This window comes from Oceaniradius stylonematis, assembly GCF_003149475.2.
In the GTDB taxonomy this organism is placed as follows: Bacteria; Pseudomonadota; Alphaproteobacteria; order Rhizobiales; family Rhizobiaceae; genus Roseitalea; species Roseitalea stylonematis.
The window spans coordinates 710560-735031 of record NZ_QFWV02000004.1 but is presented as its reverse complement, the minus strand read 5'-3'; the positions used below and the strand labels follow the sequence as shown (position 1 = coordinate 735031).

Here is a 24472-nt window from a genome sequence, read left to right as displayed (position 1 = left end):
TGTTGCAGCGCACCATCGCATTAACCACATGGTTGACGAATTCTTACCGCAGCGCGACGCAGCCGGTCGCGGCGTTGAAAAAACCGCCGATTCATGCTATATGGTCAGATAATGTCGCTTTCCGCCACGATGCTCTGCGCCTTGCCGCGCATTTCCAAGAGGTCCTAAAGCCGGGTCAGATCGGTCGTCTCGTGGGTTTTCGCCCTCGACAACCGATGGTCTCCCGGCTTTGTCGTGCGCCTGCGTCATTGCCAATCGGCTCGCGCCGCAAACAAAGCCCGGCATGTGTCTCGTCCGGCAGGGAGTATGAAAAACATGGCATCTTCGCCCAAGAAAGCCTCGCAGCGCCAAGGGTTTCGGACCAACGAGTTCATCGTCTATCCCGCCCACGGTGTCGGCCAGATCACGGCCATCGAGGAACAGGAAGTCGCAGGCCACACGCTGGAACTGTTCGTTATCGAGTTCCAGAAGGACAAGATGCGCCTGAAGGTTCCGGTTGCAAAGGCGCTGTCGATCGGCATGCGCAAACTCGCCGAAGGCGGTTTCGTCGACCGCGCGCTCAAGGTCCTTCAGGGCCGCGCCCGCATCAAGCGGACCATGTGGTCGCGCCGCGCGCAGGAGTATGACGCCAAGATCAATTCCGGCGACCTGATCTCGATCGCCGAGGTCGTGCGCGACCTGTACCGCGCAGAGAACCAGCCGGAGCAATCCTATTCCGAGCGCCAGCTCTACGAGGCCGCGCTGGACCGCATGGCGCGCGAAATCGCGGCGGTGAAGAAGGTGTCGGAAACCGAGGCGGTGCGCCTCATCGAAACCAATCTCAAGCTTGGCCCGAAGCGGGCGAACAAGGCTGAAAACGACGAGGGTGGTTCGCAGGAACAGGCCGCCTGATCCGGCCAGCCCCGGTTCAGACCAGATCCATGACGCACCGGCGCGGCACATTCCGCGCCGGTTTTTTCGTGCCCGCAGCGCGGCGTTTTCGTCGCGCCAACCGGGCATTTTGCAACCTTGACGGCAATTTTTCTGCGTCCGGACTGAACCGGAGCGCCATCGGTGACGTAACCCTTCCAGTAGCGGGCTCAGAACCGCGCATGGGAGAGCATGATGAAGTCGGAACCGGCACGACGCGACATGGTCCGCATGGCCATGAATGCACCCTATCTGGAGCGCGATGAGGAACACGCTCTCGCAGTGCGCTGGAAAGACGACCGGGACCAGGAAGCGCTGCACCAGATTACCGTGGCCCACATGCGTCTGGTCATTTCGATGGCCTCCAGGTTCCGCAGCTTCGGCCTGCCGATGAGCGATCTCGTCCAGGAGGGCTATGTCGGCCTGCTCGAAGCGGCGGCCCGGTTCGAGCCGGAGCGCGAGGTCCGCTTTTCGACGTATGCGACGTGGTGGATTCGCGCCTCCATGCAGGACTATATCCTGCGCAACTGGTCGATCGTGCGCGGCGGCACCTCGTCGGCGCAAAAGGCCCTGTTCTTCAATTTGCGGCGGCTGCGCGCGAAGCTCAGCCGGTCCGGCGCGCCGGTCTCCAAGGCCGCGATGTACCGGCAGATCTCCGACGCGCTCGGTGTCGCAGAAAAGGATGTGGCGCTGATGGATTCGCGCCTGTCGGGCCCCGACACCTCGCTGAGCCAGCCGGTGGCGGACGACGAGAGCACCACCTCGACGCGCATGGACTTCCTCGTCGACGATCGTCCGTTGCAGGACGAACTGGTCGAGGAGCACATCGACACCGAACGCCGCTCGGTATGGCTGCGCGAAGCGATGGATGTGCTCAACGAGCGCGAAATGCGCATCATTGCCAAGCGGCGCCTGGCCGAGAACGGCGCAACGCTTGAATCGCTGGGCATCGAACTCGGCATTTCCAAGGAGCGTGTCCGCCAGATCGAGAATCGCGCGCTGGAAAAGCTGCGTGCCGCGCTGATGCGCGACAATCCCGCCGTCGCCGCGACCTATGTCTGAAATCGGAGTGGTGTGACTACGCCGCCAGAGCCTCGGTCACCGCGCCGCGAATGTCGGCGAGCGTGAAGGGCTTGGATACAACGTCGATGACGATCTTCTCGACATCGGCAGCACGCTCGCGCTGTTCGGCATAGCCGGTCATCAGAAGGATGCGCAGATCGGGAAAGTCCTTAACCGCCGTCCGCGCCATGGCAATCCCGTCCATCGCCGGCATGCGGATGTCCGACAGCACCAGATCGTAGGCGCCCGACTTTTCGGCGATCCGCTCCAGCGCCAGATCGCCATCGTCGGCCTGGTCGACGTCATGGCCGTCCAGCGTCAGCGCGCGGGCGGTAAAGCTACGGACCGAATGATCGTCATCAACCACGAGAATCTGCGCCATCGGTCAGGCATCTCCTGTCACAACGCCCACAAAGGGCAGTTCGCGGAAGGCATGGCCCACATCCATGCCGTAGCCGACCACGAAATGGTCGGGACATTCAAAGCCGGTGAAATCGGCATCGAGCGGCGTCTTGGCGCTGCGCCGTGTCCGCTTGTCCAGAAGCACGGCGATGGCCACCGAATTGGCATCGCGGTCCATCAGGATCTTTCGCGCGTGGGTCAAGGTGGTGCCGGACTCCAGGATATCGTCGATCAAAAGGACATCGCGGCCCTTCACGTCGCTGTCGATGTCGCGCAACATCTTGACCTCGCCCGCCTCGGTGCCCGCCCCATAGGCCGACAGCATCATGAACTCGACCTCGGGCGCCAGCCCCGCATCGTGCATGGCGCGAATGAGGTCGGCGGCGAAGATGAACGACCCTTTCAGGATCGAAATGACCAGGAGGTCCTTGTAGTCGCGCGCCGCGATCTCCTTGGCCAGCTCGAGATTGCGCCGGGCAATCGCCGAAGCGGAGAAGAGCACGTCGATACGCTTTCCTCGAACGATCTGCATGGGCTCAGCGGCGGGTGACAAGCGCGATTCGCGGTTCTGTCCCGGCATAGTCGCCCGCCGGAACGCGTGTTGTAAAGGCCATGCGCTCTCCAGGCGCGAGCCGTTCTCCGCGCGTGATCGTGTGGGTGACCGAGCCGGCGCCGTCCGAACGCTCGAAAGTGATGGCGACGGGCGGGACGATGCCCGCCACATCAAGCGCATTGGCAATCGTCGCATGGATCACGAAGACGGCGCGGCCGCCCGACGTGTCGATGCGGGTCGCGGTATCCTCGAGCACGATGCCCGATGGTGTCACCGGCTTCGTGATGGCGGCCGTTGCGGCAAACAGGGCGTGGCCGCCGGCGACATAGAAGGATGCGCAGGCGCTGAGCGTCGCGATGAATGCGAACATGGGCAGCGGCATCGGCTTGCGCGGGCCTGCCGGCCGGCGTTCGGCCGTGCGAAAGAGGCCCAGTCCGCGATCGGGCGCAGGGTCGGCGGGCCGGCGCGGTTTCCGCGCGGTCGGCGCCGCCGGCCCGACCGTTTCGAACTGCACGTCAACAATGTCGTCGCCGGAGGGAATCACCGCGCCACCGCCACCTCGATTGGGTCCATCTAGCGCCATCGGGGTTAACTGAACCTTGCGAAACGCAATGCCGGGCCGCACGAAACGCGCGGCAACAATCCTTGGTCATTTGCGCCCTTTGCGAAACAACCGTTGCGCCCTAACCTCGAATTGTCCCGGTGTGGGACCGCAACCGAGGAGACTGTCAATGCGGATGACGACCCTGTCCGTGGCAGCCGCGTTGTTTCTGGCTGGCGCGACCGCCGCATCGGCTTGCAACTGGAGCAAGCAGAGCGTGGCGCAGACACCCGTCGACTACAGCAAGGTGACCAAGGTGGAGGTGGCGCAAGCGCCGGTCGACGCCTGGCTCATCAAGTATCTGGACGCTTGGGAGAAAGCCTGAGCGCCTGTTTCCGGCCTCCAAGCACGAAAACCCGGCGGCCGATCTGGTCGCCGGGTTTTCTTTTTCGGAACACGTCAGAAATCGAAGCGGAACTTGCGGACGACGCCCAGCCGGACGCTGAACTGGTCGCGGCTGCCCACGGCGGTGACCGGCGACGAACCGGCATCGCCTGTCAGCCGGTCATAGCCCGCTTCGCCGATGATCGCCCATGAATTGTCGAAGTCCTGGCGCAAGCCGACCCCGACGCCATAGCTCTTGATGCCGCCATCGGCATTGAACGCGGCAAAGCCGGCGGTTCCGGCCGGAACGCTGAAATAGGTGTCCATGTAGCGATTGTCTGCATAGGAGATGCGCGGCCCGGCAGACACGCGCAAGCCTTCCATCGGACGCACGATCAGATCGGCTCCCGCTTCACCGGCCCAGCCCTCGTGGCCGCCGAAACCCCGGCGCAGATTGGCGTGCAGACGAAAATACTCCGCTTCGTAGGAGATCTCCGCGCCGAACTCGATCGCTAGATCGACATCGGAAAGCCCGGTCAGCGCCGGCGTGTCGGCCGACTTGCGCGCGCCGCGAACGTTGAACGACGGCGAGACGGACAAGCCGCCACGATCGCGTCCGCCGATCTGAAAGCCGTTCGGCAGCGTCAGCCGGTTAATCTTGATCAGCGGCACCGGCGTGACCAGCATCTCCGATGCGCCCTCATAGCGCGGGGCGACATTGGCGGCGGCGCCGAGCTCGAACTCGATACCGGGAGGCGCCGACGCGCCATAGTCATCGGCGGCCTGTGCCGTTGTTGCCGGCACGGCGACGGTGACGGCGGCGGCGAATGCCACGGCGGAGAAAGAACGAATGGCGGTCATCTGGATTTCCGTTTCGACACAGGAACGCGACACATGGGACGTGTCTCACCACATACGGCCGCAGCGAGCCTTTGGATGTCTACCCGATCAGGAACGGTCGGCAAAGTTACAATCCGTTCATCGCACCGATCGGCCATGCCGTAGTCGGCCAAAGCATGCCGGATCGCCTGAACCGCCCTATAGCCGGCTCAGACAGGCTTGCAGGATCAGCCGATGAAACGGCAGGATGGTCGCGAGATAGGCGCGGCCCAGCCGGTTGTGCCGGCGGATCAGGGTGGTCACCGTAACGGTCTGCTGGCCGTCGGCCTCATCGAGATCGAGCACACAGCGAAAATCGAGATGCCTGTCGTCCATGCCGACGACAACCCGGTCGCCTGAATCATCGCGCACCGCGAACAACCCGATCCTGTCCGCAGGCGCAAGGCCGCGGTTTGACAGGCCGCTCTTGAGACCGAAGGGCGCGACGGCCAGCGTCCGCAGACCCATCAGCGGCCCCACCCAGCCCGGTGTCGCCCGGTGCACGGCTTCGGCCGCCTGTCTTGCGGTGTCGAACCGTCGGCGCGGGGTTGCGGTCCAGGCATCGGCCCAGTCGGCACCGGACAGCGCCGGATGCGGCAGCGTCACGGTGCGTTCGGTCGCCGATCCGGGCATGGCATGGCTCACATGTGCAGCGGTTTGCCGGTGCTCGTGGCAAGCGCAGCCTCGCGCACGGCTTCGCTCATGGTCGGGTGGGCGTGGCAGGTGCGCGCCAGATCCTCCGAAGAGCCGCCGAATTCCATCAGCACCGCGCATTCGTGGATCAGGTCGCCGGCGCCCTTGCCGACGATATGCACGCCCAGAACCCGGTCCGTCGCCTTGTCGGCCAGCATCTTGACGAAGCCGTCCGTGGCCAGCATGGCGCGGGCGCGGCCGTTGGCGGAGAAGGGGAACTTGCCGACGACGTAATCGGCGCCCTCGGCCTTCAATTCGTCCTCGGTCTTGCCGACGGAGGCGACTTCCGGCTCGGTGTAGACCACCGACGGGATGACGCCGTAATTGACGTGGCCGGCCTGGCCGGCGATCCGTTCGGCAACCGCCATGCCCTCGTCCTCGGCCTTGTGGGCAAGCATCGGTCCCTTGACCACATCGCCAACCGCCCAGACGCCGGTCACCGATGTTTGCCAGTGCTCGTTGATCTCGACGCGGCCGCGATCGTCCAGGACGACGCCCGCCTTCTCGAGGCCGAGCCCCTCCGTGTAGGGCTTGCGGCCCGTTGCGACGAGCACGACGTCGGCGTTCAGCGTTTCGGCGTCACCGCCCTTGACCGGTTCGAAAGTGACTTTGCCGCCTTTGCCGGCCTTTTGCACGGCGGTAACCTTGGCGCCGAGCTTGAAGGCAAGCCCCTGTTTGGCCAGCATCTTCTGGAACTGGCGCGCGACATCGCTGTCCATGCCGCCAAGGATCGTGTCGAGATATTCGACCACGGTGACCTCGGCGCCGAGCCGCGCCCAGACCGAGCCCAGTTCCAGTCCGATCACGCCGCCGCCGACGACGATCATCTTGCCCGGCACCTTGGCAAGCGACAGCGCGCCCTCCGACGACACGATCACCTTCTCGTCGAATTCCACGTCGACGCCGGGAATGCCGGCGACATCCGATCCGGTGGCGATGACGATGTTCCTGGTCTCGATCTCCTCGACCTTGCCGTCATCGCCGGTGACGGCCACCTTGCCCTCGCCGAGTACCGAACCGGTGCCTTTTTTGACGTCGATCTTGTTCTTCTTCATCAGGAAGGAAACGCCGTCGACATTGGATTTCACCGTGGCATCCTTGTGCGCCATCATCGCCTTGAGGTCGAGCTTCGGCGTGCCGACATCGACGCCCAGCGTCTTGTGGCTGTGCCCGGCCTCGTGAAAGATGTCGGAGGCGTGCAGCAGCGCTTTCGACGGAATGCAGCCAATGTTCAGGCAGGTGCCGCCGAGCGTCGGCCATTTCTCGACGATCGCCGTCCGCAGGCCCAGCTGGGCCGCCTTGATCGCGCACACATACCCGCCCGGTCCCGAGCCGATCACCACAACATCATAAGCCATCTTGCATCCCTCCGCAGTTCGCTGCGGGTCCTTCCTGTCGTAATCAGCCCGTCAAAGATCGAGCACGAAGCGCTCGGGATCTTCCAGGCTCTCCTTGACGCGCACCAGGAACGTCACCGCTTCCTTGCCGTCGACGATCCGATGGTCGTAGCTGAGCGCCAGATACATCATCGGCCGGATCACCACCTCGCCATTGATCGCGACGGGCCGCTCCTGGATCTTGTGCATGCCCAAAATGCCCGATTGCGGCGCATTGAGGATGGGCGAGGACATCAGCGAGCCGTAGACGCCGCCATTGGAGATGGTGAACGTGCCGCCCTGCATGTCGGCCATCGACAGGTTGCCGTCGCGCGCCGCCTTGCCGAGCCGGCCGATCTCAAGCTCCACCTCGGCGATCGACATCCGGTCCGCATCGCGCACCACCGGCACGACCAGCCCCTTGTCGGTGCCCACGGCCACGCCGATATGGGCATAATTCTTGAAGATGATGTCGGTGCCGTCGATCTCCGCGTTCACCGACGGTATCTCCTTGAGCGCGTGGGTCACCGCTTTCGTGAAGAAGCCCATGAAGCCCAGCTTCACATCGTGCTTCTTCTCGAACAGATCCTTGTACTTCCTGCGCATCGCCATGACCGCGCTCATGTCCACCTCATTGTAGGTGGTCAGCATGGCGGCCGTGTTCTGCGCATCCTTGAGCCGCCGCGCGATGGTCTGGCGCAGCTTCGTCATGCGCACGCGTTCCTCGCGCACCTGGTCGTCGGCGCTCGACGGCGGGCGCGCCGCCTGCGGCGCGGGGCTTGGCGCCGGTGCGGCCTGGCCGCCCTTGGCCACCGCCTCCAGCACGTCGGACTTCAGCACCTGGCCGCGCTTGCCCGAGCCGTCCACCTGATCGGCGGACATGCCCTTTTCTTCCATCATCTTCGCGGCCGACGGCGCCGGCGGCATGTCGCCCTTTGCATCCTTCATGCCCGGCGATTCGGTCTCCGATCCCGAAGGCGCCGGTTCGGGCGTCGCGTCGGTCTCCTCGTCCTTTTTGGCGTCGGCGGTCTTGCCCCCGGAAGCCGCAGCCGCCCCGGCGCCGTCGCCCTCGGTCAGCATGCCCAGAAGCGCGTCCACCTCGACCGTGTCGCCCTCATTGGCGACGATCTCGCCCAGCGTGCCGGCGCCAGGCGACGGCACCTCCAGCGTCACCTTGTCGGTTTCCAGTTCGACCAGCGTCTCGCCGTCGGCGACCGCGTCGCCGGGCTGCTTGAACCATTGGCCGATGGTGGCCTCGGTGACCGATTCACCGAGCGTCGGTACGCGGATTTCTTTTGCCATTTCGGTCTTCCCCGGACTTTGAAAGTCAGTCAGTTAGCTTGTGTCACTTTTCTCAATCGCCCAGCGCATCCTCAAGGAACGCGGCGAGCTGTGCCTTGTGCGTGCTCATCACACCGGTGGCCGTCGATGCGGCGGCCGGCCGGCCGGTGTAGCGCACGCGCGCGTGCTTGGCGTTGATGTGGGCCAGCACCCATTCCAGATACGGATCGATGAATGCCCACGCGCCCATGTTCTTGGGCTCTTCCTGGCACCAGACCATCTCGGCATTCTTGAACCGCGACAGTTCGGTGATCAGCGCCTTTGCCGGGAACGGGTAAAGCTGTTCGACCCGCAACAGATAGACATCGTTGATGCCGCGCGCTTCACGCTCCTCGTAAAGGTCGTAATAGACCTTGCCCGTGCACAGCACGACGCGGCGGATCTTGGAATCGGTGACCAGCTTGATCTCCGATTCATCCTTGCGATATTCGGCATCGTCCCACAACAGCCGGTGGAACGCGCTCTCGCCGGACATCTCGGCCAGCGTCGATGTCGCCCGCTTGTGCCGCAGCAGCGATTTGGGCGTCATCAGGATCAGCGGCTTGCGGAACTCGCGCTTGAGCTGGCGCCGCAGGATGTGGAAATAGTTCGACGGCGTGGTGCAGTTGGCGACCTGCATGTTGTCCTCGGCGCACATCTGCAGGAAGCGCTCGAGCCGCGCCGACGAATGTTCGGGGCCCTGGCCCTCATAGCCGTGCGGCAAGAGGCAAACGAGGCCCGACATGCGCAGCCATTTGCGCTCGCCCGACGAGATGAACTGGTCGAACAGCACTTGCGCGCCATTGGCGAAGTCGCCGAACTGGGCCTCCCACAGCGTCAGCGCGTTCGGCTCGGCCAGCGTATAGCCATATTCGAAGCCGAGCACCGCCTCTTCCGACAGCATCGAATTGATGACCTCGTAGCGGCCCTGGCCGGCCTTGATGTCGTTGAGCGGCGTGTAGCGGGCCTCGGTCTCCTGATCGTAGAGCACCGAATGGCGCTGCGAAAACGTGCCGCGCTCGCAGTCCTGACCCGATAGCCGCACGCCCTGCCCGTCGAGCAGGATCGAGCCGAACGCCAGTGCCTCGGCGGTCGCCCAGTCGATGCCCTCGCCGCTTTCGATCATCTTGGCGCGATTGTCGAGGAAGCGCTGGATGGTGCGGTGGACGTTGAAGTCCTTCGGGATTGTGGTGAGCTGCTTGCCGATTTCCTTGAGCGTCTTGAGCGGCACATTGGTCTTGCCGCGGCGCCGCTCATCCTCATTGTCGGCGCGCTGAAGGCCCGACCATTTGCCGTCCAGCCAGTCGGCCTTGTTGGGCTTGTAGTCGTCGCCGGCCTGGAATTCGATCTCCAGCTTCTCGCGCCAGTCGGTCTTCATCTTCTCGACATCGTCGACCGCCACATGGCCTTCGGAGATCAGCTTGTCGGAATAGATCTGCACCGCCGTTTTGTGCTTGCGGATCGTCCGGTACATGATCGGCTGCGTGAAGGCCGGCTCGTCGCCCTCATTGTGGCCGAACCGCCGGTAACAGAACATGTCGATGACCACCGGCTTGTGGAACTTCATCCGGAATTCGATCGCCACCTTGGCCGCATAGACGACCGCTTCGGGGTCGTCGCCGTTCACATGGAAGATCGGCGCCTCGATCATCTTTGCGACGTCGGACGGATAGGGCGAGGAGCGCGACAGATAGGGGTTGGTGGTAAAGCCGATCTGGTTGTTGATGATGAAGTGGATCGAACCAGCCACCCTGTGGCCGCGCAGGGCCGAAAGGCCGAGGCACTCGGCGACCACGCCCTGTCCGGCAAATGCCGCATCGCCGTGCAGCAGCAGCGGCAGCACCTCGGCGCGGTCCTCCAGCGGAACGATCTCCGGACGGTGCGCCCCGCCCGCCAGTTGGTCCTGCTTGGCGCGCGCCTTGCCGAGCACCACCGGATTGACGATCTCCAGGTGCGACGGGTTGGCCGTCAACGACAGGTGGACGCTGTTTTCGTCGAACTGGCGGTCCGACGAGGCGCCGAGGTGATATTTGACGTCGCCCGAGCCCTCCACATCGTCGGGCACGAACGAACCGCCCTTGAATTCGTTGAAAAGCGCCCGATGCGGCTTGCCCATCACCTGGGTCAGGACGTTCAGCCGGCCCCTGTGCGCCATGCCGAACACGATGTCCTTGAGGCCGAGCTGGCCGCCGCGCTTGATGATCTGCTCGAGAGCCGGGATCAGGGATTCGCCGCCGTCGAGACCAAAGCGCTTGGTGCCCTTGTACTTGACATCGATGAACTGTTCGAAGCCCTCCGCCTCGATCAGCTTCTGCAGGATCGCCTTCTTGCCGTTCGGCGTGAATTCGACACCCTTGTCCGGCCCCTCGATGCGCTGCTGGATCCACGACTTCTCCTCCGGATGGGAGATGTGCATGAACTCGACCGCCATCGTGCCGCAATAGGTGCGCTTGAGGATGTCGAGCATTTGCGGGATCGTCGCATATTCGAGCCCGAGCACATGATCGATGAAGATCGGCCGGTCGTAGTCGCTCTCCTGGAACCCGTAGGAGGACGGATGCAGCTCGTTATAGTCCTCCTTGTGACCCGCAAGGCCGAGCGGGTCGAGATCGGCGTGCAGATGGCCGCGCATACGGTAAGCGCGGATCATCATGATCGCCCGCACCGAATCGCGCGTTGCGCGCACCAGTTCCTCGCTGGAGATGCCGCCGGCCGTCTGCGCCTTTTCGGCGATCTTGCCGTTCATGTGGGCTTCGACTTCGCCCCAGTCGCCGTCGAGCGCCGATGTCAGCTCGCCATTGGCCGGGATCGGCCAGTGATCGCGTTCCCATGACGGACCTTCGGCGATCTTGATCACATCGTCGCGATTGTCGGCCAGCCCTTCGAAGAACTCCCGCCATTCGGCCGACACAGAAGCGGGGTCCTCCTCGAAGCGTGCCTGCATCTGCTCGATGTAGAGCGCATTGCCGCCATAAAGGAACGACGTTCCGGCGAAGATGTCGTTGGCCTGGTCCTTGCGTGCCATTTCAACTCCTTCAAGCGTTTCCGCTTTCTCCCAAAAGCCACGTTTCAGCCCAGCGCGATGGCAAAGGCGGCCGTGTCGTTGTGCACCTGATAACGGGCAATGAGCCCGTTCTTGATCTTGAATATATTGACAACGCGAGCGTTGACGTTCCTGCCGTTGCTGCGGATCGTCCACCGCCCCTTCAAGACCGTGATGAACGCATCCCCGGTCTCAAAAGTCTCGGTCACATCGACCCGCTCGACACTCAGATGCTCGCCAACCGTCCTGAAGAATGCCTGCAACTGATCCGGACCCTTCCATTCACCGGACCATGGCAGCACACCGTCGGGCGCAGGATAGTCAATGACGACATCCGGCGTGGCTGCGGCACGCAAGGCTGCCCAATCGCCGGCCTTGATGGCCGCGTACCAGTTTTCGACCGCGATGGGCGTCCTGTCGGTCAATACGTTACCCCTTCAGCACCTCGACCAGCGTCTTGCCGAGCTGTGCCGGCGACGGCGAGACGCGGATGCCCGCATCCTCCATCGCCTTGATCTTGTCTTCGGCGCCGCCCTTGCCGCCCGAGATCACCGCGCCCGCATGGCCCATGGTGCGTCCGGGCGGTGCGGTGCGGCCTGCGATGAAGCCGACCATCGGCTTCTTGCGGCCGTTGGCCGCCTGTTCCTTGAGCCATTCGCAGGCATCTTCCTCGGCGCTGCCGCCGATTTCGCCGATCATGATGATCGATTCGGTTTCCGGATCGTCGAGGAACAGGTCGAGCATGTCGATGAACTCGGTGCCCTTGACCGGGTCGCCGCCGATGCCGACCGCCGTCGACTGGCCGAGCCCCTCATTGGTCGTCTGGAACACCGCCTCATAGGTCAGCGTACCCGAGCGCGAGAGGATGCCGACCGAGCCCTTCTTGAAGATGCGGCCCGGCATGATGCCGATCTTGCATTCCTCCGGCGTCAGAACGCCGGGGCAGTTCGGGCCGATCAGGCGCGACTTCGACTTGTCGAGCTTCGCCTTGACCTGGACCATGTCCATCACCGGAATGCCCTCGGTGATGCAGATGATCAGCGGGATCTTCGCGTCGATCGCCTCGATGATCGCCGCGGCGGCGCCCGCCGGCGGTACATAGACGACCGAGGCGTTGGCGCCGGTCGCCTTCTTTCCCTCGGCGACCGAGGCAAAGATCGGCAGTTCGGTGCCGGCCTTTTCGCCGGCGCCCTCACCGGCCGTCCATGTCTCGCCGCCCTTCTTGGGATGGATGCCGCCAACCATCTGCGTGCCGAAGTAGGCCAGCGCCTGTTCGGTGTGGAAGGTGCCGGTCTTGCCGGTCAGGCCCTGAACCAGAACCTTGGTGTCTTTGTTGATCAGGATGGACATGGATTTCAGTTCCCCTCGACGGCCGCGACGATCTTCTGTGCGGCGTCGTCCAGATCGTCCGCAGCGATGACGTTCAGCCCGCTTTCATTGATGATGGCCTTGCCCTGATCGACGTTCGTGCCCTCGAGGCGCACGACCAGCGGCACTTCAAGGCCGACTTCCTTGACGGCTGCAACCACGCCTTCGGCGATCACGTCGCAGCGCATGATGCCGCCGAAGATGTTGACCAGAATGCCTTTGACGTTCGGGTCTGCGGTGATGATCTTGAACGCCGCCGTCACCTTTTCCTTGGACGCGCCGCCGCCGACATCGAGGAAGTTGGCGGGCTCGGCGCCATAGAGCTTGATGATGTCCATGGTCGCCATGGCGAGCCCCGCGCCGTTGACCATGCAGCCGATATTGCCGTCGAGCGCGACATAGGCGAGATCGTGCTTGGACGCCTCGATCTCCTTGTCGTCCTCTTCGGTCACATCGCGCAGTTCGACGATGTCGTCGTGGCGGAACAGCGCATTGTTGTCGAACGACACCTTGGCGTCGAGCACGCGCAGATGGCCGTCCTTCATGACGATCAGCGGGTTCACTTCCAGAAGGCTCATGTCCTTCTCGGTAAATGCCTTGTAGAGCGTCGGAAACAGCTCCAGCCCGTCCTTGGCCGCCTGCTTGGTCAGCTTCAGCGCCCGGTTGAGCTTCTTGGCATCGGCTTCGGTCATGCCCTTGGCCGGATCGATCGGCAGCGTGGTGATCTTGTCCGGCGTTTTTTCCGCGACCGCCTCGATATCCATGCCGCCCTCGGTCGAGACGACAAAGGCCGGCCGGCCCGTCGTCCTGTCGATCAGGATCGACAGATAGAGCTCCCGGTCGATGTCGGCACCGTCCTCGATATAAAGGCGGTTGACCTGCTTGCCGGCCGGGCCGGTCTGCTTGGTGACCAGCGTGTTGCCGAGCATTTCCCTGGCGTTCTCGACCACTTCTTCCACAGAATTCGCCAGCCGGACGCCGCCCTTGGCATCCTCGCCCAGTTCCTTGAACTTGCCCTTGCCGCGGCCGCCCGCATGGATCTGGCTTTTGACCACATAGAGCGGTCCGGGCAGCTTCTGCGCCCATTCCTCGGCCTGCTCGACCGAATAGACGGCAACCCCGGCCGCCACCGGCGCGCCGTAGGAATGCAGAAGGCGCTTGGCCTGATATTCATGAATGTTCATTGCGTCTGCCTTTGATCAAGCGTGGGTTTCATTGGCCTTCCGGCACGATGGAATTGAAGCTGCGGGCGAAACTGTCCTCGGGCCCGATGGCGACCGGCATGTCGGTACCGCAGGCGAAACGGGTCGCCATGGCGGCCGCACCGCGCGCCACGCCATTGGCCTGTTCGACCTTGGCGTCGATGACGGCAACGACGCAGCCCGGCACAGCTTCGGTGCCGACGCGTGAAACGACCAGCGCTTCGCCCTTGTCCTCGGCACCGCCCGTCATGCCCGTGTCGATGAAGAAGCGCAGGATCGCCGCATGGGGCAAGCCGTCGACGACGCGCCATTCGACGGTCTGGTTGACCGAGTTGAACGGGCCGAAGCTCTCCCATCGGTCGTTGGGCACGCCATAATCGACATCGAAGCGCAGATCGCCCTCCGATGCGAAGACCGGATGGCCCGGCAGGCCGTCGCATTGCAGCGAAATGCCGCCGGACTCGTCATCCTGGTCCAGCACCGCACAGGCATCGAGATCGAGCGTGGTGTAGACGCTTTCGGCGGCGTGCGCATGGCCTGCCGCCAGAAGCCACACGCCAGCGAGCAGCAACGCTGCCGCGTGCCGTGGCCCGTTCTGCCCCCGATGTTGCTCGCCTGGCACTGCTGGTTTCCGGCCCGCTGCTATTTCAGGTTCGGCGCGATGTTTGCGCAGGCCTCGCACAGACCCGCCACCGACGCCACCGACTTGTCGAACATCTTCTGCTCGGTCTTGTTCAGATCGATCTCGATGATGCGCTCGACGCCCCCGGCGCCGATCACGGTCGGCACGCCGACATACATGTTCTTGACGCCATATTGGCCGTTCAGATGAGCGGCACAGGGCAGGACGCGTTTCTTGTCCTTCAGATAGCTCTCGGCCATCGCGATCGCCGACGAGGCGGGCGCGTAATAGGCCGAACCGGTCTTCAGAAGGCCGACAATCTCCGCGCCGCCGTCACGCGTGCGCTGGACGATAGCGTCGAGCTTTTCCTTGGTGGTCCAGCCCATCTTCACAAGGTCGGGAAGCGGAATGCCGGCAACGGTCGAATAGCGGGTCAGCGGCACCATGGTGTCGCCATGGCCGCCGAGCACGAACCCGGTGACATCCTCGACCGAGACGTCGAACTCCTCGGCCAGGAAGTGGCGGAAGCGCGCCGAATCGAGCACGCCGGCCATGCCGCATACCTTGTTCTTGGGCAGGCCCGAGAACTGCTGCAATGCCCAGACCATCGCGTCGAGCGGGTTGGTGATGCAGATCACGAACGCATCGGGTGCATATTTCTTGATGCCTGCGCCCACCTGCTCCATCACCTTGAGGTTGATGCCGAGCAGATCGTCGCGGCTCATACCCGGCTTGCGGGGCACGCCGGCGGTGACGATGCAGACATCGGCACCCTTGATCGCCTCGTAGGAGTTGGCGCCGACATACTTTGCGTCGAAGCCGTCGACCGGGGCGGATTCGGCGATGTCGAGCCCCTTGCCCTGCGGGATCCCGTCGGCAATGTCGAACAGCACCACATCGCCCAGCTCCTTGAGGCCGATCATGTGTGCAAGCGTTCCGCCGATCATGCCGGAACCGATGAGTGCGATCTTGTTGCGTGCCATTAGCGGTTTTCCCGTTTGTCGCCTTTGTTGTGTTGAACGGGAATGCGCCCCGCCGCTGCGTGGCCCCTCCCCCGATCAGGACTACCGCGTGGCCCATGGGCCCCGAAAAATCAACCAAAACTTTCGTAATCAATGATTTCAATGGCTTGGGTTTTACGGGTCTTACGTAAACGTAAAACACAACCGCATCGGGCGATGATCGACGCCGCGATCCGGCCCGAACGCCGGAAACCCGTCGCCCACAGCAAAGCACGGGTCCGCCCTTCGGCAAATTCAACTTTGGATAGTTGTGATGTCACCGGCCAGGCAGATGTCACCGGTCAGGCACAAGAGGCGACGGGTCACGAAGCCGCCGCCATCGGCTTCTTCGCCGCGATCCAGTCATCCGAGCGCATCTCGACCAGCCGCGATGCCGTGCGGTCGAACTCGAACGCTTCGGTGCCCGACTTTGCCCGATAGAGTTCGTGCGGATGGGCGGCCGCGGAGACCACCAGCTTGTTGCGATTGTCATAGAGCGTGTCGATCAGCGTGATGAAGCGCTTGGCCTCGTTGCGCTTGCCGTCGCCGATCACCGGCACGTTTTCGACCATCAGCGTGTGATACTGCCGGGCAATGGCGAGGAAATCGCGCGCGCCGAGCGGCGCCTCGCACAGGTCGGCGAAGGCAAAGCGCGCCGCGCCCATCGCGGCGGCCGGAACCGGCACGCTGCGGCCCTTGACCGCGACCTGGGCGGGCGGCGAGGCGATGCCGCCGGTGATCTTCACCCAGGCCGCCTCCATCGCCATCTCGGTCTCGGGTCCGAGCGGCGTCATGTAGAGCGGCGTGTGCGACAGCCGGCCAAGCCGATAGTCGCGATCCGCATCGAGGCTGAACACGTCGACATGGGCGGCCAGAATGTCGAGAAATGGCGTGAACAGGCCGCGATTGAGCCCGTCCTTGTAGAGTTCGGACGNTCGCATCGGCGATGTCGGTCACCGTGAACTCGTCGAAACACAATATGCGCGCTTCGTCGGCGATCGCCCGCGCCACCGGCGGGATCGGATCGTCGCCCTTGACCGTTCCCTCCTTGAGCGCCGCGCGATGGGCGCCGATCCGGTCGTGCACGTCGGCCATGAAGTCGTGGAAATGGGCCCGGCGCTTGCGCTTGGCGGGGCAGGCGCGGAAGAAGAAGTCCATCAGCATGGTCTTACCGCGGCCAACCGAGCCGTGGATGTAAAGACCGTGCACCTGGTTGAATTTCGGCGCCTTCTTGGCGAACAGCCAGCCGAGCGACGAGGATTTCGACGCCAGCCGCATCGAGCCGATCTGCGTGTTCAGCGCGTCAAGACGATTGGCCAGCGCATGCTGCGCCGCATCGTCGCTGATCGCGCCCTCGCGCACCAGTTCGCGATAGCGCGAGGCAACCGAATCGCCGGGGCGGATCCTGTCGGGCATCGCCGGTCGCGGTCCCGTCCTTTGCGTGCCTACCGGGCCAGGCTGATGGCCCGGCCGCTGGTCGTCTGGCCGTCGAAGCGGTCGCTGCCCGAAGAAAACAGGGTGGCGACGCGATTGCCCCCCGAATCGCTGAGAACCACCTGATTGCCGTTGATGGTCCACGACGACACGTTCGCCGCATCGCCCGGGCAACCGCGCGAGGCAGCCCTGAAGCCCGTCGACCAGCGCGTCAGCGCCATGAACATCTGGCAGTTCGCGCCTTCGGTCGACACGCGCCACGCGCCGACCATCGCCTCGCGGGTCACCGGCTCGGCCGATGCCACCTGCTGGATGCTGGTCGGGTCCGCGTTCGGATCGGTGGCATCGGCCGTGTCGGCGTCGAGCGTCGGATCGGTGCCGGCCACGACCGTACCGCCCGGTGCGACCGGGAAACCGTCAGGCCCCAGCACCGGCGCGCCGGCACCCGCGCCGGGCTGCGAGGGTGGCGGCAACTGGCCGCTGGTCACGGTGCCGGCCGGCGCCGGGTTCAGCGGTGCCGGTTGCGTGTTCAACGCGCCGATCCGGTTGCTCGTGCAGCCCGACAAGGCGACTGCCGCCAATGCCGCGGTCGCGATCGGGCCCGCAAGGTTCCTGCCCGAAACGTTCCTGCCCATGTCCCATCTCCACTTGCGCGGCATGCGTTTGTTCGCGCCGCGATTGCGCCCTTCCTCGTCCAATAAAACGGCCAAAGAAAGAAAAAACAAGCTTAACAGCCGCTTGGCCGTTTCACTTGCACGACCTTCGTGACAATTCGGTCACGGCGCGCGAGCTGCCCGGCGCCATGCCGCCGGGTTGACCCGTGTCAAAGCCCGGCGGTCGAAGACATGCTGTTGCATTCGTCCCAAGGCAGGAAACGGGGACAGGGGCAATGCCGGTTATTCGTCAAGCGGAACGTTGCGGCCAGCGGGGACGGCGTTCATACGTCGCCGCGATGCTGCTGCTTGTGATCGGGCTTGGTATCAGCGGATGTTCGACGACCGCCGAGCCGTCCGTCGCCGATGAGGCCGGAAAACCCGGTGCGGTCACCGACACCTGCTGCGCCGATCCCGAGCGGTTTCCACCGCTTCTGGTCAATGTGCTGGCTCCCGGCGCGCCCGTCCTGGGCCGCGTCACCGCCAACATGACCGGCCGGCATGGCTACCTGCATGAGGACGAGGCGGCCATCGCGCACCTGATGGCCGTCGTCCAGCCGCTCGATGTCGTCCTTGTCGGCGCCAAGGGGCGCATGAGCCACAACATCATTCCGGGCGCTTTCGCCCATGTCGCGGCCCGGCTGGGCGATGAGCGGGCGCTGCAGCGGTTCGGCGTCTGGAACGATCCGGCGGTGGTTCCTCACCGCGATGCGGTGAAGGCCGGGGCCGGCTTCATCGAATCCGATCAGCGGGGCGTTCATCTATCGACGCCGCGGACCGTGTTCGATGTCGACCGGGTGGTGATATTGCGGCCAACCGGTCTTGCACCGGGCGACCGGGCCGGCAAACTGGTCGACTTTTTCGGCCATGTCGGCACACGCTTCGACTTCCACTTCAACGCCGATGACGACACCTGCCTGTTCTGCGCCGAACTGGTCAATCATGTCATGCCGGAAGCCGGCTTGCCGAAACGGCGCATCTACGGACGCACGATGATCCTGCCCGACGAGATCGCCTCCGCCGCCCTGCGGGGCCGGGCGCCGCTGGAACTGGTCACCTATGTGCGCGGTACGCGCCAGGGCTGGACGATAGGCGATGCCGACCAGTTGCGGGCCGATCTCGAAGCCGCCTGGTCGCCATGAGACCACAAGCGAGGGCGGGGCCATAGACCCCGCCCTTGCGTGACCGGAAAGGCGGGGCTTATTCGGCCGCCGCTTCCTTGGTCTCTTCCTCGGCGGGAGCCTCCGCCGGGGCTTCTTCAGCGGGAGCCTCGGCGGCGGCCTTGGCTTCTTCCTCAGCCGCCTTTGCCGCTTCGGCGGCTTCCTCTTCCTTCATGCGCTGCTCTTCAAGACGCTCCTGCGCCTTCTTGCCGGGCTTGGCCTTGTTGGGGTTGTTGCGCGCCTCGCGCTTGGCGATGCCGGCCTCGTCGAGGAAACGCAGCACGCGATCGGTCGGCTGCGCGCCGACGCCGAGCCAATGCTTGACGCGTTCCTCGTCGAGCGTCACGCGCTTGGCCTCGCCGTCCTTGGGCAGCATCGGGTTCCACGCGCCGACGCGCTCGATGAAGCGGCCGTCGCGCGGCGAGCGCACGTCGGCGACGACGATGTGGTAGTAGGGGCGCTTCTTGGAGCCCGCACGGGCCAGACGCAGTTTCAGTGCCATGGTGTTTCTCCTGTCGGTTCAAATGGCGTTGGAATGATGATGATCGGCGCGCCGAACCAGATCGACGCCGGTTTCGCCGGCGGCGATGGCATCGTGGTGGCGCATGACATGGTCGATGACGAAACGCAGATAGGCTTCGGCAAAGTCGGGGCTGAAACCGGCTTCGCGCGCAAGCCCGCGCAGGCGGTCCGCCTGTTCGGCCTCGCGCACGTGATCGGCCGAGGGCAGATCATGCTCGGCCTTGAGCCGGCTGACGGTCTCGGTGCAGCGGAAACGCTCGGTCAGCATGTAGACGATCGCCGCGTCGATATTGTCGATCGACGCGCGCTGGACGGCCAGCAATGAGCGGGCACTTTCGATGTCATCGTCCTTGTCGTGCATGGTTTCCTTGTCCGTGAGCTTTTCAGGCGGCGCGGCGCGCCTCATGCGGCGCCCTTGCGCGCCAGAACCTGCGCCGGCGGCAGATGGCGCCAGATGTCGGCGGTGAAATCCCAGATCGGAACGCTTTCGCGTTCCTTGGAGGCGCCAAGTCTGCGCGCCACGCCTTGCGAAGCCGTGTTGGCCGGGTCGATCACGCTGATCGCCGTGTCCCAGCCCAGTTCGTCATAGGCAAAGCGCAGCGCGGCGCCTGCCGCTTCCACGGCATAGCCTTTGCCCTGGGCCTGCCGCGCCAGCGTGTATCCGACCTCGTGCTCGGGCCAGCCCGGCGGCTTGAACAGCGCGCAATGGCCGATGCAGACATCGCTGTCCTTTTCGGCAATGCAGAAATAGCCCGAATCCAGCAGGACCCAGCTGCCCGCCATCGCGGCAAACGATTTCCACGCGTTGAAGCCGGATTCGGGTCCGCCCGTGTAGCGCATGACGTGCGGATCGGCCTTGTAGCCGGCCACCGCCTCGAAATCGCGCAGCTCAAAACCGCGCAGGCGCAGCCGTTCGGTCTCGATCACCGGGATATCGACGGCGCCGTAGCTCACTTCTTGGGCCCTTTCGGAAGACCCGGCAGGCCCGGGCCGCCAAGGCCGGGCAGTTTCGGGCCGCCCAGGCCGGGCAGGCCGCCACCGGGGACGCCCGGCGCGCCCAAGCCAAGCTGTTCGGCCTGCTGTTGCANGCTTCTTGAGGTCCTTTTCGCTCATCTGCGAGGGGTCGGGCATGCCGCCCATGCCACCGCCCATGCCGCCCGGCATGCCCATCTTTCCGGCCATTCCACCCATCAGCTTGCCCATCATGCCGCCGCCCTTCTTGCCCTTCATGGACTTCATCATGTCGGCCATCTGGCGGTGCATTTTCAAAAGCTTGTTGATCTCGGCGGCGTTGGTGCCCGAGCCCGCCGCGATGCGCTTCTTGCGCGAATGCTTGAGCAGGTCCGGCTGGGCACGCTCCTTCGGCGTCATCGACGAGATGATGGCGAGCTGACGGCCGAACATCTTGTCGTCCAGTCCGGCGGCGGCCATCTGGTCCTTCGCCTTGCTCATGCCCGGCATCATGCCCATCAGGNCCGCCCATGCCGCCCATCTTCTGCATCTGGCGCAACTGGTCGGCGAGATCGTTGAGGTCGAACTTGCCCGAGGCCATCTTCTTGGCCATGGCCTCGGCTTTTTCCTGGTCGATCGTCTCGGCGGCCTTTTCGACCAGCGAAACGATGTCGCCCATGCCCAGAATACGGTCGGCGATGCGCTTGGGGTGGAATTCCTCCAGCGCATCCATCTTCTCGCCGGTGCCGATCAGCTTGACCGGCTTGCCGGTTGCGGCCCGCATGGAAAGCGCCGCGCCGCCGCGCCCGTCGCCATCCATCCGGGTCAGGATCAAACCGGTAATGCCGACGCGCTCGTCAAAGCTCTTGGCCAGATTGACCGCGTCCTGACCGGTCAGCGAGTCGGCGACCAGCAGGATTTCGTGCGGATCGGCGGCCTTCCGGATGTCGGCCATCTCGACCATCAGCGGCTCGTCGATATGCGTCCGGCCGGCGGTGTCCAGAATGACGACGTCGTGGCCGCCGAGCCTGCCGGCCTGCACGGCACGGCCCGCGATCGCCACCGGGTCCTGTCCCTCGATGACGGGCAGGGTCGCCACCTCCGTCTGCTCGCCCAACTGGCGGAGCTGTTCCTGGGCGGCGGGCCGGCGCGTGTCGAGCGAGGCCATCAGGACCTTTTTCTTGTCGCGCTCGGTCAGCCGCTTGGCGATCTTGGCCGTCGTCGTCGTCTTGCCCGAGCCCTGAAGGCCGACCATCATGATGACGACCGGCGCCGGCGCATTCAGGTCGATCGTCTCGGCGTCCGAGCCCAAAGTCTCGACAAGTTCGTCATGGACGATCTTGACGACCATCTGGCCCGGCTTGACCGATTTCAGGACATCGACGCCGACCGCCTTTTCGCGCACGCGCTCGACAAAGCCGCGCACCACTTCCAGCGACACATCGGCTTCGATCAGCGCGCGCCGCACCTCGCGCAGCGCCGCGGAGACATCCTTCTCCGACAGCGCGCCGCGACCGGTCAGCGACCCGAAAATCGACCCCAAACGGTCTTGAAGCGATTCAAACATCTGTTCGTTCCATCCCCGATTTCACCGGCTCCGGCGGTGCCGGACCCATGGCGTCGAGATAAGCATCCGCGCACGCAAACCCAAACGCCAAAGCACGAACGCACCCGAGGGCGCATCGCGCTGTCGGGTGTGGACCTCCGGGGTCGTGCCTGTCAGGCGCCCCGGTCGGCGGCTCGGAGACGGGTCTCGTCGCTGATCGGCGCGGCTATGCGGCAAACCGCTTCGGAAGTCAAGAACGGCTGCTTGATTTGACTACCGCCAAGTGTTCAACTTCGACCCTGATGTAATGGCGGGAGACAAGCATGTTCAGCTGGGGAAACAAGCAGGCTCCAATCAATGGACCTGGAGACCAGGACCCACCGGATCCGCCCGATCCGCCGCGTGATGACGATGAGAGCGGCACGGATCCGGACGGCGACCGCGATCCGCCCGAGGACGACCGCGATACTGACTCCGATGTCGATCAGCTGCAGGCCATGATGGCCGGCAACGAGGCAAGCAGCGAAACATACGAGTTGGTCGCGCTTTCCATGACCATCGCCCGCCTGCTCGAGAACAGCGCGACACGATATTGGAACAAGGATGCCGGCGGTTCGCGGGAATCGTTTGCCGAGGCCGGGCGCGCGGCCAGGCGCTTCGTCGAGACCTGCCAGAGCCTGCGCGGCAAACTCGAGGTCGAGCACGAACGGATGTCCGTGTTTGAAGGTTATGGCAAACCGCTTGGCGCGGTGACACGCCACGACGTGTCGTTCATGGGTGCGCTTCAGATGGATGAAAGCCGTTTTCGCCCGCTGGAAGAACGCCTCGACGCGCTGGCCAAGCACGGCAGCATGGCCGACGCCGCCAAACGCGAACTGGACCTGGTTGCGGTGGCTCACGAACGCGGTCAGGCGCTCCTCGATCAGTTGCAGGCGACGCGCGGTACGATTGAAAGCGGCCGATTCTTCGACCTCATGGTCCGCCAGAGCCGGCCAAATACGACCGATGACCGCCTTAACGCCGTGATCTCGGCAAGCTTGGACCTGTTCCATTTGCGCAACGAGGCGGCGGTGCTTTCCTGGCGCAAGTTCCGGCCGAAGACCTAGGGAAACGCGATCGCGTCGAGCCTGCTGGTCGCTGGTCCGCGCTGGCGCGCTGGCGCGTGAACCGGAGAGACGCGTCCGCGCCGGCGGCGCGGCTCACCGGAACTCGACGCCATCGGTCCAGTGGAACTCGCCGGTCGGCCCGTCCATCACCCACAATTCGCCGCGGGCGATGTCGAACCAGGCGCCATGCACCGTCAATTCGCCACGGTCGAGCCGGTCTCGGACACACGAAAAGCTCTTCAGATTGGCGATCGACTGGCGAATTCCCTCCTCCTCGACCGCCCGGTAGCTGTCATGGTCGTCAGGATCGGCACAGACATGATCGATCGGGTCGCGGTCGAGCCAGCTCATCCATGTCCCGATGAAATCGTCGGGCGACAGGGGCCCGGCCTCGCCCGCTCCCTCGACAAAGGCACGGATGCCGCCGCAGCGCGCGTGGCCCAGAACGACGATGTGACGAACCTGCAGCCCGTTGACCGCAAATTCAAGCGCGGCGGCGGTCGACAGGTTGCGCCCGTCGGTGGTGTAGGGCGGCACCAGATTGGCCACATTGCGCTGGACGAACAGCGAGCCCGGATCGGCCGAAAAGATCAGTTCGGGCGTCACCCGGCTGTCGCAGCAGGCAACGACCAGCGTGTCGGGCTTCTGGCCCTCGTCGGCCAGCCGGGCATGCTGATAGCTGCCTTTTTGTGCCGCGCGGCCGCGAAAGCCGCGATAGCCGTCCAGAAGCCGGAGAGGAAATGTGCGCATGGTCCCGCCCTTCCACGTAGACGGATTTAGCGCCGGGCCGCCGCCGACGGCAATTGCGCTTTTCGGCTAACGGCGCATCTGCACTGTGCGTCGTTTGACAATCGGCCAACCTGACGCAAGGTCGCGAAACGCGGGCTTGCCAACCTTGCGCCCGTCAAGATTAGGCACAGAAAATTCTGTACGAAAATGCCGCTGGAAATGTATATGGAGGTCGTGGCCGAAGAGATCGATCGGGAGAAGACGTAATGCGCATTGCGTTCGGGATTGGCATAAGTGCATTTCTGATTATGGGACTTGGTGCATGCTCAACCACCGATGATGACGGCACGGCATTAAATCAGGCGGAAGAGGTCGATCAGCGAGCCCTTTTGCTTCAGACGGGCCAGAATGTTCTGCTAATCGTCGAGGAAGGGTCTGCAAGCCAGCGCAAAGGCAGCCAGGGATTGGGACGTTTCGTTCACGGATATAGAGCCGGGAGCCAATTCTTCGGCCCCACGCGTATTGTCGAACACACTCCGGAGTCGCTCACTTTTCGAGGGCCCAGAACAACCTGCACGATCCACGAGGGAGGCCGTCTGGGTTGCGAAAATGGCGACGCGGGTCGCTGGGAAATTACCGACCTGCCGGTGCCTGGCGAGTGAAGGGCCAGTTCAACGCGACCGTCTACGGCCTCAAAACCGTTCGGGCCGCAGCACGTCCACGTCTGCGACCGTGATGATGCCCATCTGCGGCTCCAGCGCCTCATAGATGCGGTCGATGGCGACATCGGCCTGCTCCACCGACATGACCGACACGATCATCACCATGCGGCCGGCGTCGCCGATGATCCGGTCGCGGTCCCACGTCCCTTCCGACCCACGGCCCGAAAGCGCCGGAAAGACCGTGTATCCGGTGACCGGAACCTTGTCGAGAACGCGGGTGATGCGGTGCATGACCGGCATTTCGCAGATCACGGTCATCTGTTTCTTGGCATGGGTCTTCATGATCGCATCGCT

At 64.2% G+C, this 24472-nt stretch carries 24 protein-coding genes and 3 pseudogenes; 6 read left to right on the top strand and 21 right to left on the bottom strand.

Annotation, left to right across the window (positions count from 1 at the left end):
• Window positions 1–315: 315 nt before the first annotated feature.
• A complete protein-coding gene (locus DEM25_RS07275; RefSeq protein WP_109765795.1) occupies window positions 316–891 on the top strand; it encodes a CarD family transcriptional regulator in 576 nt (191 codons plus the stop codon).
• Window positions 892–1104: 213 nt separating this feature from the next.
• Window positions 1105–1971 carry an RNA polymerase factor sigma-32 gene (locus tag DEM25_RS07270; RefSeq protein ID WP_109765624.1) on the top strand — a complete coding sequence of 289 codons (867 nt, stop codon included), beginning with the start codon at window positions 1105–1107 and terminating at the stop codon, window positions 1969–1971.
• Between the two features lie 16 nt (window positions 1972–1987).
• Here DEM25_RS07270 and DEM25_RS07265 read toward each other — a convergent pair whose 3' ends face one another.
• The 3 genes from DEM25_RS07265 to DEM25_RS07255 are packed head-to-tail and all read right to left on the bottom strand — an operon-like array spanning window position 1988 to window position 3470.
• Window positions 1988–2353 (bottom strand): response regulator, encoded by a 366-nt coding sequence (locus DEM25_RS07265; RefSeq protein ID WP_109765625.1) that lies wholly within the window; start codon window positions 2351–2353, stop codon window positions 1988–1990.
• 3 nt (window positions 2354–2356) lie between these two features.
• The gene (gene hpt, locus DEM25_RS07260; protein WP_109765796.1) at window positions 2357–2905 is read right to left on the bottom strand and encodes a hypoxanthine phosphoribosyltransferase; all 549 of its coding nucleotides are present in this window, start codon (window positions 2903–2905) and stop codon (window positions 2357–2359) included.
• Between the two features lie 4 nt (window positions 2906–2909).
• Entirely contained in the window at window positions 2910–3470 is a 561-nt protein-coding gene (locus DEM25_RS07255; protein WP_109765626.1) for a hypothetical protein, read from the bottom strand.
• Between the two features lie 187 nt (window positions 3471–3657).
• On the opposite strand from DEM25_RS07255, the gene DEM25_RS07250 reads away from it, so the two are divergent.
• Entirely contained in the window at window positions 3658–3852 is a 195-nt protein-coding gene (locus tag DEM25_RS07250) for a hypothetical protein (RefSeq protein ID WP_109765627.1), read from the top strand.
• A gap of 74 nt (window positions 3853–3926) precedes the next feature.
• On the opposite strand, the gene DEM25_RS07245 is transcribed toward DEM25_RS07250, so the two are convergent.
• The 12 genes and pseudogenes from DEM25_RS07245 to DEM25_RS07190 form a co-directional block, all read right to left on the bottom strand.
• Window positions 3927–4712 carry a MipA/OmpV family protein gene (locus DEM25_RS07245; protein WP_147393283.1) on the bottom strand — a complete coding sequence of 262 codons (786 nt, stop codon included), beginning with the start codon at window positions 4710–4712 and terminating at the stop codon, window positions 3927–3929.
• A gap of 177 nt (window positions 4713–4889) precedes the next feature.
• Window positions 4890–5363: a DUF2867 domain-containing protein gene (locus DEM25_RS07240; protein ID WP_120222660.1), complete on the bottom strand. Its 474-nt coding sequence runs from the start codon at window positions 5361–5363 to the stop codon at window positions 4890–4892.
• A gap of 8 nt (window positions 5364–5371) precedes the next feature.
• Window positions 5372–6781 (bottom strand): dihydrolipoyl dehydrogenase, encoded by a 1410-nt coding sequence (lpdA, locus tag DEM25_RS07235; RefSeq protein ID WP_109765630.1) that lies wholly within the window; start codon window positions 6779–6781, stop codon window positions 5372–5374.
• A gap of 51 nt (window positions 6782–6832) precedes the next feature.
• Window positions 6833–8101: a 2-oxoglutarate dehydrogenase complex dihydrolipoyllysine-residue succinyltransferase gene (gene odhB, locus DEM25_RS07230; protein ID WP_109765631.1), complete on the bottom strand. Its 1269-nt coding sequence runs from the start codon at window positions 8099–8101 to the stop codon at window positions 6833–6835.
• Window positions 8102–8153: 52 nt separating this feature from the next.
• Entirely contained in the window at window positions 8154–11144 is a 2991-nt protein-coding gene (locus DEM25_RS07225) for a 2-oxoglutarate dehydrogenase E1 component (RefSeq protein ID WP_109765632.1), read from the bottom strand.
• A gap of 44 nt (window positions 11145–11188) precedes the next feature.
• A complete protein-coding gene (locus DEM25_RS07220) occupies window positions 11189–11587 on the bottom strand; it encodes a nuclear transport factor 2 family protein (RefSeq protein WP_109765633.1) in 399 nt (132 codons plus the stop codon).
• Between the two features lie 4 nt (window positions 11588–11591).
• On the bottom strand, window positions 11592–12512 hold the full coding sequence (sucD, locus tag DEM25_RS07215; RefSeq protein WP_109765634.1) for a succinate--CoA ligase subunit alpha: 921 nt from the start codon (window positions 12510–12512) through the stop codon (window positions 11592–11594).
• Between the two features lie 5 nt (window positions 12513–12517).
• Window positions 12518–13714 (bottom strand): ADP-forming succinate--CoA ligase subunit beta, encoded by a 1197-nt coding sequence (gene sucC / locus DEM25_RS07210; RefSeq protein ID WP_109765635.1) that lies wholly within the window; start codon window positions 13712–13714, stop codon window positions 12518–12520.
• Window positions 13715–13742: 28 nt separating this feature from the next.
• Window positions 13743–14303, bottom strand: coding sequence for a hypothetical protein (locus DEM25_RS07205; RefSeq protein WP_109765636.1), 561 nt, complete (start codon window positions 14301–14303; stop codon window positions 13743–13745).
• Between the two features lie 71 nt (window positions 14304–14374).
• Window positions 14375–15337: a malate dehydrogenase gene (mdh, locus tag DEM25_RS07200; RefSeq protein WP_109765637.1), complete on the bottom strand. Its 963-nt coding sequence runs from the start codon at window positions 15335–15337 to the stop codon at window positions 14375–14377.
• 341 nt (window positions 15338–15678) lie between these two features.
• Window positions 15679–16702: pseudogene (zapE, locus tag DEM25_RS07195) on the bottom strand (cell division protein ZapE).
• 98 nt (window positions 16703–16800) lie between these two features.
• On the bottom strand, window positions 16801–17487 hold the full coding sequence (locus DEM25_RS07190; RefSeq protein WP_210210103.1) for a protease inhibitor Inh/omp19 family protein: 687 nt from the start codon (window positions 17485–17487) through the stop codon (window positions 16801–16803).
• 254 nt (window positions 17488–17741) lie between these two features.
• On the opposite strand from DEM25_RS07190, the gene DEM25_RS07185 reads away from it, so the two are divergent.
• Window positions 17742–18584: a C40 family peptidase gene (locus tag DEM25_RS07185; RefSeq protein WP_109765639.1), complete on the top strand. Its 843-nt coding sequence runs from the start codon at window positions 17742–17744 to the stop codon at window positions 18582–18584.
• Window positions 18585–18642: 58 nt separating this feature from the next.
• Here DEM25_RS07185 and rpsP read toward each other — a convergent pair whose 3' ends face one another.
• The 4 genes and pseudogenes from rpsP to ffh form a co-directional block, all read right to left on the bottom strand.
• On the bottom strand, window positions 18643–19104 hold the full coding sequence (gene rpsP / locus DEM25_RS07180) for a 30S ribosomal protein S16 (protein ID WP_109765640.1): 462 nt from the start codon (window positions 19102–19104) through the stop codon (window positions 18643–18645).
• 18 nt (window positions 19105–19122) lie between these two features.
• Window positions 19123–19485 carry a chorismate mutase gene (locus tag DEM25_RS07175; RefSeq protein ID WP_109765798.1) on the bottom strand — a complete coding sequence of 121 codons (363 nt, stop codon included), beginning with the start codon at window positions 19483–19485 and terminating at the stop codon, window positions 19123–19125.
• A 41-nt stretch (window positions 19486–19526) separates the two neighbouring features.
• A pseudogene (locus tag DEM25_RS07170) lies at window positions 19527–20024 on the bottom strand (GNAT family N-acetyltransferase); the annotation flags it as partial.
• Window positions 20025–20074: 50 nt separating this feature from the next.
• Window positions 20075–21642 (bottom strand): annotated as a pseudogene (ffh, locus tag DEM25_RS07165) (signal recognition particle protein).
• Window positions 21643–21944: 302 nt separating this feature from the next.
• Between ffh and DEM25_RS07160 the strand changes: the two are divergent.
• The gene (locus tag DEM25_RS07160) at window positions 21945–22727 is read left to right on the top strand and encodes a hypothetical protein (RefSeq protein ID WP_109765643.1); all 783 of its coding nucleotides are present in this window, start codon (window positions 21945–21947) and stop codon (window positions 22725–22727) included.
• Window positions 22728–22820: 93 nt separating this feature from the next.
• On the opposite strand, the gene DEM25_RS07155 is transcribed toward DEM25_RS07160, so the two are convergent.
• A complete protein-coding gene (locus DEM25_RS07155) occupies window positions 22821–23477 on the bottom strand; it encodes a carbonic anhydrase (RefSeq protein ID WP_109765644.1) in 657 nt (218 codons plus the stop codon).
• Window positions 23478–23722: 245 nt separating this feature from the next.
• Between DEM25_RS07155 and DEM25_RS17580 the strand changes: the two genes are divergently transcribed.
• Window positions 23723–24118, top strand: a complete 396-nt coding sequence (locus tag DEM25_RS17580; protein WP_109765645.1) for a hypothetical protein — start codon at window positions 23723–23725, stop codon at window positions 24116–24118.
• Between the two features lie 30 nt (window positions 24119–24148).
• Here DEM25_RS17580 and DEM25_RS07150 read toward each other — a convergent pair whose 3' ends face one another.
• The gene (locus DEM25_RS07150) at window positions 24149–24460 is read right to left on the bottom strand and encodes a P-II family nitrogen regulator (RefSeq protein WP_109765646.1); all 312 of its coding nucleotides are present in this window, start codon (window positions 24458–24460) and stop codon (window positions 24149–24151) included.
• Window positions 24461–24472: the final 12 nt, after the last annotated feature.